At 70.3% G+C, this 13,060-nt stretch carries 10 protein-coding genes; 1 reads left to right on the top strand and 9 read right to left on the bottom strand.

Annotated elements, in window-relative coordinates; translation table 11 throughout:
* Window positions 1-5: 5 nt before the first annotated feature.
* From ACIP63_RS13435 to ACIP63_RS13420, 4 genes are all read right to left on the bottom strand, one after another.
* Window positions 6-986, bottom strand: a complete 981-nt coding sequence (locus tag ACIP63_RS13435; RefSeq protein WP_104789362.1) for an ABC transporter permease — start codon at window positions 984-986, stop codon at window positions 6-8.
* Window positions 983-2,038, bottom strand: a complete 1,056-nt coding sequence (locus ACIP63_RS13430) for an ABC transporter ATP-binding protein (RefSeq protein ID WP_401514614.1) — start codon at window positions 2,036-2,038, stop codon at window positions 983-985. The genes ACIP63_RS13435 and ACIP63_RS13430 overlap by 4 nt, the downstream gene beginning before the upstream one ends.
* 19 nt (window positions 2,039-2,057) lie before the next feature.
* Complete coding sequence (locus tag ACIP63_RS13425) at window positions 2,058-3,737, bottom strand: ABC transporter substrate-binding protein (protein WP_401514611.1); 1,680 nt, start codon at window positions 3,735-3,737, stop codon at window positions 2,058-2,060.
* A 132-nt stretch (window positions 3,738-3,869) separates the two neighbouring features.
* Window positions 3,870-4,844 (bottom strand): LacI family DNA-binding transcriptional regulator, encoded by a 975-nt coding sequence (locus ACIP63_RS13420; protein ID WP_401514608.1) that lies wholly within the window; start codon window positions 4,842-4,844, stop codon window positions 3,870-3,872.
* A 291-nt stretch (window positions 4,845-5,135) separates the two neighbouring features.
* On the opposite strand from ACIP63_RS13420, the gene ACIP63_RS13415 reads away from it, so the two are divergent.
* Entirely contained in the window at window positions 5,136-7,004 is a 1,869-nt protein-coding gene (locus ACIP63_RS13415) for a lectin (RefSeq protein ID WP_401514605.1), read from the top strand.
* 9 nt (window positions 7,005-7,013) lie between these two features.
* Here the strand turns inward: ACIP63_RS13415 and cimA are convergent, their stop codons facing one another.
* The 5 genes from cimA to ureA form a co-directional block, all read right to left on the bottom strand.
* A complete protein-coding gene (gene cimA / locus ACIP63_RS13410) occupies window positions 7,014-8,621 on the bottom strand; it encodes a citramalate synthase (RefSeq protein WP_401514603.1) in 1,608 nt (535 codons plus the stop codon).
* A gap of 278 nt (window positions 8,622-8,899) precedes the next feature.
* The gene (locus ACIP63_RS13405; RefSeq protein WP_401514600.1) at window positions 8,900-9,544 is read right to left on the bottom strand and encodes a TetR/AcrR family transcriptional regulator; all 645 of its coding nucleotides are present in this window, start codon (window positions 9,542-9,544) and stop codon (window positions 8,900-8,902) included.
* Between the two features lie 3 nt (window positions 9,545-9,547).
* The gene (locus ACIP63_RS13400) at window positions 9,548-10,564 is read right to left on the bottom strand and encodes an agmatine/peptidylarginine deiminase (protein WP_401514598.1); all 1,017 of its coding nucleotides are present in this window, start codon (window positions 10,562-10,564) and stop codon (window positions 9,548-9,550) included.
* A gap of 8 nt (window positions 10,565-10,572) precedes the next feature.
* Window positions 10,573-12,255: an urease subunit alpha gene (locus ACIP63_RS13395; RefSeq protein WP_401514595.1), complete on the bottom strand. Its 1,683-nt coding sequence runs from the start codon at window positions 12,253-12,255 to the stop codon at window positions 10,573-10,575.
* On the bottom strand, window positions 12,255-12,944 hold the full coding sequence (gene ureA / locus ACIP63_RS13390) for an urease subunit gamma (RefSeq protein ID WP_401514593.1): 690 nt from the start codon (window positions 12,942-12,944) through the stop codon (window positions 12,255-12,257). Before ureA ends, ACIP63_RS13395 begins: the two co-directional genes overlap by 1 nt.
* Window positions 12,945-13,060 lie beyond the last annotated feature (116 nt).

Raw genomic sequence — 13,060 nt, 5'->3', positions numbered from 1 at the left:
AGTCGTCATGCCTCCTTACGAGTGCGGGGGTCGAGGAGGGCGTAGGCCATGTCGGCCAGCAGGTTCGCGGCGAGGACGGAGAGCGTGATGATCAGGAAGACGCCCTGCATCAGCGGGTAGTCCTTGGCTCCGACGGCCTGGAACAGCTGGTAGCCGATGCCCGGGTAGGAGAAGACCATCTCGACCAGCAGGGTGCCGCCGACGATGAAGCCGAGCGAGAGCGCGAAGCCGGAGATGTTGGGCAGGACCGCGTTGCGGGCGGCGTAGGAGAACATCACGCGCCGCTCGGACAGCCCCTTGGCCTGCGCCACCATGACGTAGTCCTCGGAGGAGACGGTCACCATCATGTTGCGCATGCCGAGGATCCAGCCGGCGATGGCGCTGAGCACGATCGTCACGCCGGGCAGCACGCCGTGGTAGAGCGCGCTGGAGACGAACGGCCAGTCGAAGGCCGGGACCAGGGAGTTGTCGTACCCTCCGGCGGCCGGGAAGATCTGCCACTTCACCGCGAACACCGCGATGGCGATGAGGCCGAGCCAGAAGTACGGGATGGCGGAGATGAAGGTGGTCACGGGCAGCAGCCCGTCCAGCCAGGAGCCGCGCCGCCAGCCGCTGTAGACGCCGATGCCGGTGCCGAGCAGGAAGCTGATCAGGGTGGTGATGCCGACCAGGGCGAGCGTCCAGGGCAGCGACTGGGAGATCACCTCGCCGACCGGGGTCGGGAAGAAGGTGAAGGAGAGTCCGAGGTCGCCGTCGATCAGGTGGGACCAGTAGTCGGTGTACTGCGACCAGATGGACTGGTTCTCGTCGAGCCCGAACAGCGCCTTCAGGGAGGCGATGGCCGTGGTGTCGAGCTGCCCCTGGTAGCGGCTCATCAGGGCGTCGACGGGGTCGCCCGGCATCATGCGCGGGATCAGGAAGTTGATGGTGATGGCGGCCCACGCGGTGACCGCGTAGAAGGCGATCCGCTGGAGGATGTACTTCACTTCGCTGCTCCCTCGGCGGTCGTGCCGTCGTACAGCCAGCAGGCGGCCCACTGGCCGTCGGCGAGGTCGAAGCGGGGCGGCAGTTCGGTGCGGCAGCGCTCCATGGCCTTCGGGCAGCGGGGGTGGAAGCGGCAGCCGTCCGGCGGGGCGATCAGGGAGGGCGGCTCGCCGCTCCCGGTCTCCTCCTGCGCCTCCTCGTCCGCCACCCGGTCGGGGTCGGGCGCGGAGGCGATCAGCAGCTGGGTGTAGGGGTGCGCGGGGTGCTGGGTGACCTGCTCGCTGTCGCCGCCCTCGACGATGCGGCCGGCGTACATCACCAGGGTGGTGTCGGCGAAGTAGCGGGCGGACGCGATGTCGTGGGTGATGTAGAGGATCGCGAGGTGCAGGCGCTCCTTGAGGTCGCGCAGCAGGTTGAGGACGCCGAGCCGGATCGACACGTCGAGCATCGAGACCGGTTCGTCGGCGAGCAGCACCTGAGGGTCGGCGCCGAGCGCGCGCGCTATCGCGACGCGCTGGCGCTGCCCTCCGGACAGCTCGTGCGGGAACTTGTCCAGGAACTGATGAGGAGGAGTCAGCTGGACGCGTTCGAGCAGAGCGGCCAGGTTCTTCTCCAGGTCCGCTTCCCCGTTCCCCGCCCTGTCATGGATCTTGAGTGCCCGGGTCAGGTGGTAGCGCACGGTGTGCACCGGGTTGAGCGAGGCGAACGGGTCCTGGAAGATCAGCTGGACCTGCTTGACGTATCTGCGGAAGGACCGGCCACGCCCGGCCTTCACCGCCGTGCCGCCCAGCTGGATCTCACCCGCGGTGAGCGGGTACAGCTGGGCGAGCAGCCGTGCGACGGTGGACTTTCCGGAGCCCGACTCCCCCACCAGGGCCGTGACGGTGCCGCGCCGGAGCTTCAGCGAGACGTCGTCGACGGCGTGGACGGTGCGGCGTCTGCGGGCGACGAGGTCGCCGGCGGTGCGCCGTACGGGGAAGTGCTTGGTGACTCCACGTGCTTCGAGCACCACGTCGGTCGCGGTGCGCACGTCTGCGGACTGTGGTTCGGTCATGGCCGGTTCTTCCCCGTACTTACTTGGCGGGCTTGAGGTTCAGCACGACTTCCAGCGCGTCGGGCTGGGTGTGCTGCGGGGCTGCGTACGGGTCTTCCTCGGTGGGCCAGCCCACCCAGTTCTTCGTGGAGTACTCGGCGCCGATGGGGGCCGCTGCCGTCGGGATGAGCGGGGCCTGCTCGACCATGATCTTCTGGAGGGCGTTCATGGCCTTGGTGCGCGTGGGGTCGTCCGTGGCGTTGGCGTACTCCTTCAGCGCGGCGGTGGCCTCGGGGCTCTTGAAGCGGCCGAAGTTGCCGAGCTGGGAGGGCTTGCCGACGGGCTGGAGGATCGCCCCGTCCATGATGTTCTGGTACATGTCGTACGGAGTGGCGCCGCTGTTGGTCCAGTGCAGGGTGGCGTCGAAGTTGCCGGCGGCGACGTCGTTGGTCCACGCCTCGGCGGTCTGTGTCTTGACCTTGGCCTCGATGCCGAGCTGCTTGATGTTGTCCTTGATGATCGAGAGCCCGGTGATGTAGTCGTTCCAGCCGGCCGGGTCGGTGAAGGTCAGCTCCACCGGCTTCCCGCTCGGGTCCTTGAGGACACCGCCGCTGAGCTGGAACCCGGCGTCCTTGAGGAGCGCCTTGGCGCCGTCCACGTCGGGCTCGGTGGTGGCGCTCTTGTACTCCGGCGCGAGGAACGGGTCACCGGCGGGCAGCGGGATGCCGGTCGGGTTGCTGATCTCCGGGTAGAGGGTCGCCTGGGCCTGCACGTGGATCGCCTTGCGGTCGACGACCATGGCCATCGCCTTGCGCAGGGCCGGGTTGTCGAACGGCTTGCGGGCGGTGTTGAACCACAGCCCGTGGATGCCGAGCCCGGAGGGGAACCAGAGCTTGTGGTTCTTCGGGTCCTTGGCGACGTACAGCTGCTTGTAGTTCGGCATGAAGACGAACGACCACTCCAGCTTGCCGTTCGCCAGGGCCGTGGTCGCGGCGCTGTTGTCGTTGTACGTGCTGTAGCGCAGCTCCTTGACCTTGGTCTCGCCCTTCCAGTAGGTGGGCGTGGCGGTCAGGGTGGTGGTCTGCGGGGTGAAGGTCTTCAGCTTGTACGGGCCGGAGCCGACCGGGGTGCGGTTGGGCCAGGTCTCGGGGTTCTCGACCTTCTCCCAGATGTGCTTGGGCACTACGTACGTCGTGATGATCTTGTTCTGGTTGACGAACTGGGAGTCCTTGAAGGTCAGGACGACCTTCTTGCCCTCGACGGTGACGCCGTCGTACGGGATGCCGTTGCCGTTGAGCGCCGGGTGCTTCTTGAGCAGCTCGAAGGTGAACGCGACGTCCTCGGCGGTCAGCGGCTTGCCGTCGGCCCACTTGGCCCGGTCGTCCAGGGTGAAGGTGACCTTGGTGAAGTTGGCCTCCCAGTCCCACGCGGTCGCCAGCCACGGGTCCGCCTTGTCGGTGGGGCGGATCTGGTTCGTCATCGCCAGCGGCTCGTAGATCATGAACCGGTAGCCGAGGGTGGCGCTCGCCGAGGTCGCGAGGAACGGGTTGCTGTTGTTCGTCTGCGGTCCGTCGGGCTTGCCGATGGTCAGCACACCGGACGCACCGGCTCCGCCTCCCTTGTTGGCACCCGAGTTGGCGGACGAGCAGCCGGCGGCGAGCGCGACCACGGCGGTGGCGGCTGAGAGCGCTCTCAGAGTGTGACGACGGCGTACGGACATGGCGACTCCAGGAGGACTGCGGGTCTGGGAGATCCGGCGGTGGTGGCAGCGCTGGACGCGCGGGGGCGGGTGTGGCGTGTGCGGGTGCGGCTGTTCGGGGATGCGGACGGGTGACCGGCGGAGCCGGGCCCGTTACGGCGCCGAGTGGCGCACGACCAGTTCGGTGGGCAGCACGACCGGTCCGTCCGGTACGGCGGTGCCGCCGAGGTGGGAGAGCAGCAGACTCGCCGCCGCCTCGCCCATCTGCCGCGTGGGCTGATGCACGGTGGTCAGCGGAGGTTCGGTGTGTTCGGCCATCGGGATGTCGTCGAAGCCGACCACCGCGATGTCGTCGGGTACACGGCGGCCGGCGGCCCTCAGGGCCCGCAGGACGCCGGTCGCGGTGATGTCGTTGTGGGCGAAGACGGAGTCGAACTCCGTGCCTGCCGCGAGGAGTTCCTCCACGGCGAGACGGCCACGGTGCTCGGTGAAGTCCCCGTCCACGACCAGGTCGGTGGGCAGGACCGAACGGAAGCCCGCGAGCCGGTCGCGGACGCAGCCGAAGTGCCGCGGGCCGGTGACGACCAGGGGCCTGGTGCGCCCCCCGTCCCGCAGATGACGGGCGGCGGACGCGCCCCCCTCGTGGTTGGTGGTCACGACGGAGGGGAACTCCGGGTGGTGGCCCCGGTCGTCGATCAGGACGATCGGCAGCCCGGAGCGGTGCAGTGCGGTGAGCTGTTCGAGCGTGTTCTCCGGTTCGACGACGACGAGCCCGTCGAAGGCGCGCGCCGACACCTGGGTGGTGAAGCGCTCGACGGACTGCGCGCCCCGGGTGCACGTGAAGAGCAGGAGCCCGTAGTCGGCGGCCTCGACCGTGTCGACGATCCCCTGGAGCACCTCACCCATCCACGGCCAGGTGAACGAGGGCACCAGCAGCCCGACCGTACGGCTGCGGCCGCGTGCCAGCCCGACGGCGCCGGAGCTGGGTACGTAGCCGAGGTCCGCGATCACTTCACGAACGCGGGCGGCGGTCGAACCGTCCACTTCGCCCTTGAGATTGATGACCCGTGACACGGTCGTCTTGCTGACGCCGGCCTCACGGGCGACATCGGCGATGGTGACACGCAACGGGGCCTCCAGGGGCAAGGCAGGACAGGGGGTGGCGCGGGCTTCGGTACCGGTTCCGTAACCGGTCCCGGAACCGGTACCGGCGTTGCGGCTGGAGTTAACCGCGCCGGAACAGGGGCGTCAATACTTCACGCCGACATTGGTCCGTACCCATGATCGAAGCAGGTCCGGCGAAGCTTCCGTTCACTTCTTGAACGGACGAAGGTCTTGACGCGAACACGTAAGAGCAGTTCACTCACGGCTCGTTCGACGGCACTTCCCCCACGCCCCTGCCGAGAAAGGCAGCAGCCCATGATTCGGACAAGCAGAGCGGTGAGAGTCCTCGTCGCGACGGCGCTCGCGACCGCGGGACTGGCCGGGCTCTCCTCCGGCACCGCGCAGGCCGCCGGTGAGACCGTGAACATCGCGCTGACCACCACGGACGACTCCGGCGGACGCCATGTCACCCGGGGGCTCCAGCAGCAGACACCGGTCGCCTTCGGCTCCGGCAACGGCGGCTCCGGCACGAACATCACCGTCGACGAGAACACGCGCTACCAGACTTTCACCGGCGGCGGCGCCTCGTTCACGGACACGGCGGCCTGGCTGATGAAGGGCAGCGGGGCGCTGAGCCAGGCCACCCGCGACGAGACGATGAAGAAGCTCTTCTCCCCCACGGAGGGCATCGGGCTCTCGTTCGTACGCAATCCCATGGGCGGTTCCGACCTGGCGCGGTTCGGCTACACCTACGACGACATGCCGGCCGGCCAGACGGACCCGAGCCTCGCCACGTTCTCGATCGCACACGATCTGCAGGACGTGCTGCCGCTCACCCGGCAGGCGAAGCAGCTCAATCCCGCACTGACCACGGTCGCCTCCCCGTGGACCGCGCCGGCCTGGATGAAGGACAGCGGACAGCTCAACGGCGGCTGGCTGAAGGCCGAGAACTACGGCACCTACGCGAACTACTTCGTGAAGTACCTCCAGGCCTGGAGGGACCAGGGCGTCCCGGTCGACTACGTCACCGCGCAGAACGAGCCGACCTGCTGCTCCGGCTATCCGTCGATGAGCTGGAACGGCTCCGGGCTGGCCTACTTCACCAAGAGCGAGCTGCTGCCGAAGCTCCAGGCGGCGGGCCTGGCCACCAAGGTGCTGGCGCACGACTGGAACTGGGACACCTACGACGCGTACGCCGCCGCGACGGTCGACGACGCGGCGGTGCGCAGCCACCCGAACTTCGGCGGGATCGCCTGGCACGGGTACGGCGGCGACATCGCGAAGCAGACCGCCGTGCACGACCGGTACCCGGAGCTGGACGCCTTCCAGACCGAGCACTCGGGCGGCACGTGGATCGCCGACCAGCAGCGCGAGGACATGCTCAACATCATCGACTACACGCGCAACTGGGCGAAGTCGGTGACCAAGTGGTCGTTGGCCGTCGACCAGAACCGGGGCCCGCACAACGGCGGCTGCGGCACCTGCGACGGGCTGGTCACCGTGCACAACGGGGACAGCAGGCACGGCCAGGTCGACTACACGATCGAGTACTACACGATGGGCCACCTGACGAAGTACGTCCGGCCCGGCGCCGCCCGCATAGCCTCCACGGGCAGCTCGGCCGTCCCCAACGTGGCGTGGCGCAACCCGGACGGCTCGAAGGCCCTGATCGCGTACAACGGATCGGCGTCCGCCCAGCAGGTCACCGTCAACTGGGGCGGGCAGAAGTTCACCTACTCGCTGCCCGGCCGCACCTCGGCCACGTTCACCTGGTCGGGCACCCAGTCGGGCTCCTCCGGCAGCAGCGGCGCCCTCGCGGGCACCGGCGGCAAGTGCCTGGACGCCACGGGCAACACCGGCGCCGACGGCACCCCCGTCCAGATCTGGGACTGCACCGGCGCGGCCAACCAGCGCTGGACGGTCGGCGGCGACGGAAGCATCAAGGTGCTCGGCGCCTGCCTGGACGTCACCTCGGGCTCCACGGCCGACGGAGCAAAGGTCCAGCTGTACACCTGCAACGGCTCCGGTGCGCAACGCTGGACGTACGACGCGTCGACGGGGGACGTGGTCAACACGGCGGCGGACAAGTGCCTCGACGTGACGGACCAGTCCTCGGCGAACGGCGCCCGCGTACAGATCTGGACCTGCACCGGAGCCGCCAACCAGAAGTGGCGGCTCCAGTAGGCCCCGCCGTCAGTCGGTGGGCTCGACGCCCGCGCGCAGCAGGCCGTACGTGTAGGCGTCCTCAAGGGCCTGCCAGGACGCGGCGATGACGTTCTCGGCCACGCCGACCGTCGCCCAGTCACCGGATCCGTCGCCCGTGGTGATCAGCACCCGGGTGGTGGATTCGGTGCCGGTGCGGCCTTCCAGGATGCGGACCTTGTAGTCGATCAGCTCCAGCTTGGCGAGCTGCGGATAGATGCGTTCCAGGCCGACCCGCAGCGCCCGGTCCAGGGCGTTGACCGGGCCGTTGCCCTCGGCGGTGGCGACGATGCGCTCGCCCTTGGCCCAGAGCTTCACGGTCGCCTCGTTGGCGTGGGTGCCGTCGGGGCGGTCCTCGACGATGGCCCGCCAGGACTCGATGCGGAAGTAGCGGCGGGGCCTGCCGTCGACCTCCGAACGCAGCAGCAGTTCGAAGGAGGCGTCGGCGGCCTCGTAGGTGTAGCCCTGGAGCTCGCGCTCCTTGACCCGCTCGACGACCCGCTGGACGAGTGCGCGGTCGCCTCCCAGATCGATGCCGAGCTCCTTGCCCTTGAGCTCGATGGAGGCACGGCCGGCCATGTCGGAGACCAGCATCCGCATGGTGTTGCCGACGCGCTCCGGGTCGATGTGCTGGTAGAGGTCGGGATCGACCTTGATCGCGGAGGCGTGCAGCCCGGCCTTGTGCGCGAAGGCGGAGACACCCACGTACGGCTGGTGGGTGGAGGGCGTGAGGTTGACGACCTCGGCGATGGCGTGGGAGATACGCGTCATCTCGGCCAGCGCGCCCTCGTGCAGGACGGTCTTGCCGTACTTGAGTTCCAGCGCGGCGACCACGGGGAAGAGGTTGGCGTTGCCGACCCGCTCGCCGTAGCCGTTGGCGGTGCACTGCACATGGGTGGCGCCCGCGTCGACGGCGGCCAGGGTGTTGGCGACCGCGCAGCCCGTGTCGTCCTGGGCGTGGATGCCGAGCCGGGCGCCGGTGTCGGCGAGGACGGTGGAGACGACGGCCTGCACCTGGGCGGGGAGCATCCCGCCGTTGGTGTCGCAGAGGATGACGACGTCGGCGCCGGCCTCATGGGCGGTGCGCACGACCGCCTTCGCGTACTCGGGGTTGGCGCGGTAGCCGTCGAAGAAGTGCTCGCAGTCGACGAAGACCCGGCGGCCCTGCTCCCGGAGGTGGCTGACGGTGTCGCGGACCATCTCCAGGTTCTCGTCCAGGGTGGTGCGCAGGGCCAGTTCCACATGGCGGTCGTGGGACTTGGCGACCAGCGTGACGACCGGGGCACCGGAGTCCAGGAGCGCCTGTACCTGCGGGTCCTCGGCGGCCTTGCCGCCCGCCCTGCGGGTGGCGCCGAAGGCGACGAGCTGGGCGTGCTCGAAGTCGATCTCCTGCTGGGCGCGGGCGAAGAACTCGGTGTCGCGGGGGTTGGCGCCGGGCCAGCCGCCCTCGATGAAGCCCACGCCGAAGTCGTCCAGATGCCGGGCAATGGTCAGCTTGTCCGCGACCGTCAGGTTGATGCCTTCACGCTGCGCACCGTCGCGCAGGGTGGTGTCGAAGACATGGAACGTGTCGTCGGGGGCCGTGGCCTTGGTGGTCATGCTGATCTGACTCCTGTCGGGTGAGCGGATCCGGACGAATCGGCTCCACTTGCCCCCATCATCTCGCGTGCCTCGCCCCGGCCGTGGTGTGGGCCGGAAAACGAAAAAACCCCTCGCGGGTGCGAGAGGTCTGCGCGCGGGTCTGGGGCACGATGTCCGTTCCGTACATGGTGGTACGGGACGGTCACTGCGGACCGGCGCGCCTGCTGCCGATAATCATGGCGAACGAGGACACGCCCGCAGTCTGGCACAGCGGCGCCCCCGGGTCCCGGCCCGTCTCAGGATGCGGGCGTGATGTCCGTCGCAGGGGCGGCCGGCCCGGGAGGTGTGAGCGTCTCGTCCGCATACCTGCGCATCTGGTCCAGGACCTGTTCCCGTCCGGTGCCGGGGATGCCGACGGTGACATGGACGCTGAAGCCGTCCAGCAGGGCCCGCAGGCGGGTGGCGGCCCGGTCGGTCTCGACGGCGCGGAACTCGCCGCGCGCGATGCCGTCGGCCAGCAGCTCGGCGAGGTCGCGGTGCCAGGCGTCCTCGATGGCGGCCTGCCGGGCGCGGGCGTCGTCGTCGGCGCCCTGCGAGCGGTTCCAGACCTCCAGCCAGAGCGTCCAGTGCGGGTCGCGGTGGCCGTCGGGGACGTACAGCGCGATGTAGGCGTCGAGCCGCTCGCGCGCGGTGCCGGGGCCCGTGAGCAGGGCCCGGCGTTCGGTGCCGAGCCGTGCCTCGCTCCACTCCAGGGTCTGCAGCAGCAGTTCGTCCTTGGTGCGGAAGTAGTAGAGGAGGTGGCCGCTGCTCATCCGCACCTCCCGGCCGAGCCCCGCCATGGTGAGCCCGTCGAGCCCCCGCTCGGCGACGGTGGCCATGACGGCGGCGAGCACGTCCTCCCTGGGCGGGGCGATGTTGCGACGGCGCGGGGTACTGGGCACGGTTCAGATCCTGGGCTGTTGCTGCGTGATGCAGTGGATGCCTCCACCACCGGCAAAGATCGTACGGGCGTCGACGGGTGCCACCGTACGGTCGGGGAAGAGGTCGCCGAAGACGGCCGCCGCCTCCTCGTCCCTCGGGTCGTCGAAGGCGCAGAGGACCACCCCGCCGTTGCAGAGGTAGTGGTTGATGTAGGAGTAGTCCGCCCACGCGCCGTCGGCGTCGGTGAGTGCGGTGGGCGCGAGGACCTCCACGACCTCCAGCGGGCGGCCCCGGGCGTCGGTGGCGGCCCGCAGGATCCGGACGGTCTCGCGGGTGATCTCGTGGTCCGGGTGGGAGGGGTCCGGCTGGACGTGGGCGACGACGACACCCGGGCGGGCGAAGGCGGCGACGATGTCGACATGGCCGAGGGTGCCGTACGTTCCGTAGTCCCCGGCCAGGCCCCGGGGCAGCCAGATCGCCTCCTCGGTGCCGAGGCGGGCGTGGATCTCGTCCTCGACGGCCTGCCGGGTCCAGCCGGGGTTGCGCTCCTTGCCCAGCTGGACGGTTTCGGTGAGCAGCACGGTGCCTTCGCCGTCCACGTGGATCGCGCCGCCCTCGTTGACCAGGGGCGAGCTGTGCACGGGGACGCCGGCGAGGTCGGCGACGGCCCGCGCGATGTGCCGGTCGTGCTCCCAGCGGGCCCACCCCTGGGCGCCCCAGCCGTTGAACGTCCAGTCCACAGCGGCGAGTCGCCGGCCGTCGGTGACGAACGTGGGGCCGATGTCGCGCATCCAGGCGTCGTCGAGGGGACGTACGGCGGTCTCGATGTCCGGGCCGAGGAGCTCCCGGGCGCTGTCCTCCTGTCCCGGCCCGGTGATCACGGTGACGGGTTCGAAGCGGCGTACGGCGCGGGCGACGCCGGCCCAGGCCCGGCGGGCCTCGTCGAGCTCGGCGCCGGTGGCGAAGGTGGGGTTGGGGCCCGGCCAGGCCATCCAGGTGCGCTCGTGGGGGGCCCACTCGGGCGGCATGCGGAAGGTCATGGCGGGTCCTAGAGAAAGTAGAGGCGGTTGAGGGAGACGGATTCGGCGGCCGGTGAGCGCAGGGGGTCGCCGTCGAGGGTGACCAGGCCGGTGTCGCCGTCCACGGCGACCTGTCCGGTACGGGAGTTGAGGCGCAGGTCGGCGGGGCCGATGCCACGCGTGCCCCGGACGGCGACCCTGCGGCGGCGGGTGGGCATGAGGTCGGCGCCCAGCTGGGTGGCGGCCTCGGCGACGAAGGCGACGGAGAGGTCGGCGGCGGTGGCCCCGTACGCGCCGAACTGCGGCCCCAGGACGAGGGGTTCGCAGGTGTCGGTGGCGGCGTTGGGGTCGCCCGTGACTCCGTAGGCGGGGAAGCCGGACTTCAGGACCAGCTGGGGCTTCGCGCCGAAGAACTCGGGGCGCCAGAGGACGATGTCGGCGAGCTTGCCCGTCCCGATGGAGCCGACCTCGTGCGACAGACCGTGGGCGATGGCCGGGTTGACGGTGAGCTTGGCGATGTAGCGCAGCACACGCGCGTTGTCGTCGTCCGGACCGTCACCCTCCATCGGGCCGAGCTCGGCCTTCATCTTCGCGGCCATGGCGAAGGTGCGGCGTACGGTCTCGCCGGCCCGGCCCATGCCCTGCGCGTCGGAGGAGGTGATCCCGATGGCCCCCAGGTCGTGCAGCACGTCCTCGGCGCCCATCGTGCCCGCCCTGATCCGGTCGCGGGCCATCGCGGCGTCACCGGGGAGGTCGGTCTTGAGGTCGTGGACGGAGACGATCATCCCGTAGTGCTCGGCGACCGCGTCCCGGCCGAAGGGCAGCGTGGGGTTGGTGGAGGAGCCGATGACGTTCGGTACGCCGGCCATCTTCAGCACGTTGGGCACGTGGCCGCCGCCGCAGCCCTCGATGTGGAAGGCGTGGATCGTACGGCCTTCGAGCACGCTCAGGGTGTCCTCGACGGACAGGCACTCGTTCAGCCCGTCGCTGTGGAGGGCGACCTGGACGTCGTACTCCTCGGCGACCCGCAGGGCGGTGTCCAGGGCGCGGGTGTGGGCGCCCATGTCCTCGTGGACCTTGAAGCCGCAGGCGCCCCCCTCGGCGAGCGCCTCGACCAGCGGCGCCTCGTGGGAGGACGAACCCCGGCCCAGGAAGCCGATGTTGACGGGCCAGGCGTCGAAGGCGTTGAAGGCGTGGCGCAGGGCCCACGGGGAGTTGACGCCGACGCCCCAGACCGGGCCGAACTCCTGGCCGATGATCGTGGTGACGCCGGAGGCCAGGGACGCCTCCATGATGCGCGGGGAGAGCAGATGGACATGGGGGTCCACGGCGCCCGCCGTGGCGATCAGGCCCTCGCCGGAGACGATGGTGGTCCCCGTGCCGACCACGACGTCGACCCCGTCGAGGGTGTCCGGGTTGCCGGCCCGTCCGATCGCGGCGATGCGGCCCTCGCGGATGCCGATCGAGACCTTCCGGATGCCGAGCACGGCGTCGATGACCAGGACGTTGCTGATGACGACGTCGCAGGTCTCCCGGACGGCGGCGGCCTTGAGGTGCAGGCCGTCGCGGGCCGTCTTGCCGAAGCCGGCGAGGAACTCGTCGCCCTGCTTCTGGGCGTCGGACTCCACGCGCACGGTCAGTCCGGAGTCGCCGAGCCTGATCCGGTCCCCGGCGCGCGGCCCGTGCACGGAGGCGTATTCGTACGGGTCCATCACTCCCCCTCCCCCGCTCCGAGGTAGCCGCAGGCCGCCGCTCTGCGCAGCGCCTCCTCCTTGGCGCCCGGCGCGTCGAGCGGTCCGTCGACGAGCCCGGCGAAGCCGATCGCGATCCGGTCGCCGCCGATGGGGACGAGTGCGGCCTCGGCGGTCTCCCCCGGGCCGAAGCGGACGGAGGAGCCGGCCGGCACGCCCAGCCGCATCCCGTACGCCGCCGCGCGGTCGAAGTGGAGCCGGGGGTTGGACTCGAAGAAGTGGAAGTGGGACGTCACGCTGACCGGGACGGTCGCGGTGTTACGGACGGTGAGCCGCACGGCGGGCTCCGGTTCGGGCGTCGCGGGGGCGGGGAGGAGCGCTCCGGGGGCGTCGTCGCCGAGCGTCCCCCCGTCGAGGGGGCCGCTGACCACGGCGAGCCGGGACCCGTCGTCGAACACGGCTTCCACCTGCACCTCGGTGACGACGTCGGCCACGCCCGGCAGCACGTCGTCCGGCCCGAGCACGGCGCGGGCGGCCTCGATCGCCTCGGCCAGTCTGCGTCCGTCCCTGGCCGCCTCGCAGACGGTGTCCGCGATCAGGGCGGTCGCTTCGGGCACGTTGAGCCGCAGGCCACGGGCTCGCCGGGCCCTGGCCAGCTCGGCCGCGCCGAAGAGCAGCAGCCGGTCGCGTTCGGTCGGGGTCAGTCGCACGTCACGGCACCTCCTGGTTGGAGCAGCACTCTAACCAGGTTTTGAGCGGCGTTCAAAACTCGGGGGACGAGAAAGGCCGCGCCCCTGGTCGGCGGATTCCAGGGAACGCGGCCTTG

It is taken from the genome of Streptomyces sp. NPDC088746 (genome assembly GCF_044751065.1).
Taxonomy (GTDB): domain Bacteria; phylum Actinomycetota; class Actinomycetes; order Streptomycetales; family Streptomycetaceae; genus Streptomyces.
The sequence above is the reverse complement of the archived record's forward strand: the minus strand, read 5'-3'. Positions and strand labels throughout refer to the sequence as shown.

What these genes read in the sequence shown, in the direction of transcription:
- ACIP63_RS13425 (WP_401514611.1), bottom strand. Translation starts at nt 3,737, where the DNA reads ATGTCCGTACGCCGTCGTCACACTCTGAGAGCGCTCTCAGCCGCCACC.
- ACIP63_RS13430 (WP_401514614.1), bottom strand. Translation starts at nt 2,038, where the DNA reads ATGACCGAACCACAGTCCGCAGACGTGCGCACCGCGACCGACGTGGTG.
- ACIP63_RS13400 (WP_401514598.1), bottom strand. Translation starts at nt 10,564, where the DNA reads ATGACCTTCCGCATGCCGCCCGAGTGGGCCCCCCACGAGCGCACCTGG.
- ACIP63_RS13395 (WP_401514595.1), bottom strand. Translation starts at nt 12,255, where the DNA reads ATGGACCCGTACGAATACGCCTCCGTGCACGGGCCGCGCGCCGGGGAC.
- cimA (WP_401514603.1), bottom strand. Translation starts at nt 8,621, where the DNA reads ATGACCACCAAGGCCACGGCCCCCGACGACACGTTCCATGTCTTCGAC.
- ACIP63_RS13415 (WP_401514605.1), top strand. Translation starts at nt 5,136, where the DNA reads ATGATTCGGACAAGCAGAGCGGTGAGAGTCCTCGTCGCGACGGCGCTC.